This is a genomic window from Pseudomonas protegens (assembly GCF_003732485.1).
GTDB classification, from domain to species: Bacteria; Pseudomonadota; Gammaproteobacteria; order Pseudomonadales; family Pseudomonadaceae; genus Aquipseudomonas; species Aquipseudomonas protegens_B.
The window spans coordinates 2,015-3,934 of the sequence record NZ_MOAK01000029.1; the positions used below are offsets into that span (position 1 = coordinate 2,015).

General features: G+C 48.8%; 3 protein-coding genes. 2 read left to right on the plus strand and 1 reads right to left on the minus strand.

Going from position 1 to position 1,920, the window contains the following annotated elements:
• On the plus strand, window positions 1–881 hold an 881-nt coding region (locus BLX41_RS33495; RefSeq protein WP_185073369.1), incomplete at its 5' end, for a deaminase domain-containing protein.
• A 110-nt stretch (window positions 882–991) separates the two neighbouring features.
• The gene (gene imm2, locus BLX41_RS04155; protein WP_123723886.1) at window positions 992–1,345 is read left to right on the plus strand and encodes an Imm2 family immunity protein; all 354 of its coding nucleotides are present in this window, start codon (window positions 992–994) and stop codon (window positions 1,343–1,345) included.
• 203 nt (window positions 1,346–1,548) lie between these two features.
• On the opposite strand, the gene BLX41_RS34380 is transcribed toward imm2, so the two are convergent.
• Window positions 1,549–1,782: a hypothetical protein gene (locus BLX41_RS34380; RefSeq protein ID WP_123723887.1), complete on the minus strand. Its 234-nt coding sequence runs from the start codon at window positions 1,780–1,782 to the stop codon at window positions 1,549–1,551.
• Window positions 1,783–1,920: the final 138 nt, after the last annotated feature.

The following is a 1,920-nucleotide window of genomic DNA, read 5'->3' on the forward strand; positions in this document are numbered from 1 at the left end:
AGGAAATTGCCCGTCAGAGCCCTGAGAAGTCAGTTGAACTGACAGCGCTCATCGGCCGCCTCAGCGATTCTCCTGCAGGCGCAAATAACTATGCTCAGGGGCTCGCTAGTTCGGGGGTTATGCTTGCCCTGGTTGGCGCACTGGCTTATCAAGCGTCCACACCTGAAAATCAAGCGCGGATGCGTAACGCGGCCAGCTCCATGATTGAAAGTGTCAGCCGGGGCGTCTCTGAAACAAAGGAGCAAGTGCAGAGTCGGCTGAGGGTTTCGATGGGGCTTTGGGAGTTGGTAACCCACATGCCGTTTCCAATTCACTTGCTTGATGACGAAAACCGAAAGCTGGTCAATCCGATTGTTGATGCATCAGGAGGGAATCCTGCCAGTGGGGGCTACGCTGAGGGTGGCGGAGTTATTACAACGCCACATACCGGCGGTACTCAACTGGATGGGGGGCAGAAGGATGGTGCCTATGTGACTCCGGAGCACAAGCTGAATCCGGGGGTGATGTATAGTGAGGGTGGGACAGGAAAAGGTGATGCAACTATCATTGATAGTGCCATCCTTGCACAAAGAGTTATGGATGCTCGAGCTGGACTACCCTCTGACTTGAGACGCGGTGGTAACGTTGCCGTTGCTGATATAGATATCCCAGGAATATCGAGGCAGATGGCTGCACATAGTGGGATTTCTGTCGCAGGTAGAGGATTTATTGGTGAGGGAAGTGGGAATTTTGTAGCTCAAATTGTCCCCAATAAAGCAGGGGATCCGGTTTATCGAGGGACAGACTCTGAATATAAAATTCTTGATAATATCGCCGATCAGCTAGGTGGTAATAGGGCGGTAAGTGGGGTTGTAAATATATTTACAGAAAAGCCAGCATGAGTAAGTTGTCTGGGGGCGGGAGAACAATTTAATGAGAGATATCCTAATATAACTGTTAATTTTATAGATAATCAGGGGGTTATGCTCCGACCTCCAAGGAGAATTCCGTAATGGAAGATCGAGTGACTTATAGTGAGGTTAGGGCTTGTTTTTTAGCTCTCTATTATAATTATTGTAGGGTGAAACTTCGTCATAATAGTTTGTGGATAGAAGGAGAGAGCGAGGCTGGTTACGCATATGCAGAGCTTGAAGGGAGTTTTGATAAGCCTGTTGAAATTTTGATGTTGGAAGTTGTCGCTCTGGTGCTGAGGGGGGGGCGATCTTCAGAAAGGGTTCATGATTATCATCGGGCTGTTATTGAAGAAATATTAAGAGATAATGATCTTCTTGGTATTTTAGAAGGGTTGCCACAAGAAGAAGCAATGGAGTTCAGTTCTGATCTCAGGCTGTTAGGAATGATTTAGTCTATGGGTGTTCTTTTTGTATGAGGACATTTTGGGAGGCTTCGCGGGTTGCGGGTGAGGTGTTCTTGACCTTTATGAAAAGGAACTCGCTGTCCCGATAATTTTAAGCTATTCGCTTGACCTGTTCGCTCCACTAGATAACGAATGTTTCCGCACTATAGTGTCTAGGCTGAAGGGGGCGGCTTTATACCGCCCCTTTCTGTTTATACGGATAGCCTGCTTTGCATCCGTTGCCCCGTTATATCCATCAAGTCATACCCATCGCACAGTAAAATGCTGTACACCAGCGACAGTTCCTGCAGCACCACTGCACATTTGGGCGCTTCATCAGCAATCGCGAAGTTTTCCATTAGTTGAGTCACAGCGCGAATGCGATACGCCGCGGCATCGCGCAGGACGTCAATCGGGGCTTGGTTATCGATCAGCAGCGAGGGAATGTTGCAGTCGTGGCCGGTATGAGATCACCAAGGATGAGGAGTCGCGTACGGATCTGTATGCGAGCAGTTCTTCCCTTGGGGCGGTGGCGAGCCCGAAGAAGACGTATGAGCAGTGGAAGAAGAGTGTTGAGTTGTATG

Excerpts from the sequence above, each read along its gene's own strand:
- imm2 (WP_123723886.1), top strand. The coding sequence starts at position 992 with ATGGAAGATCGAGTGACTTATAGTGAGGTTAGGGCTTGTTTTTTAGCT.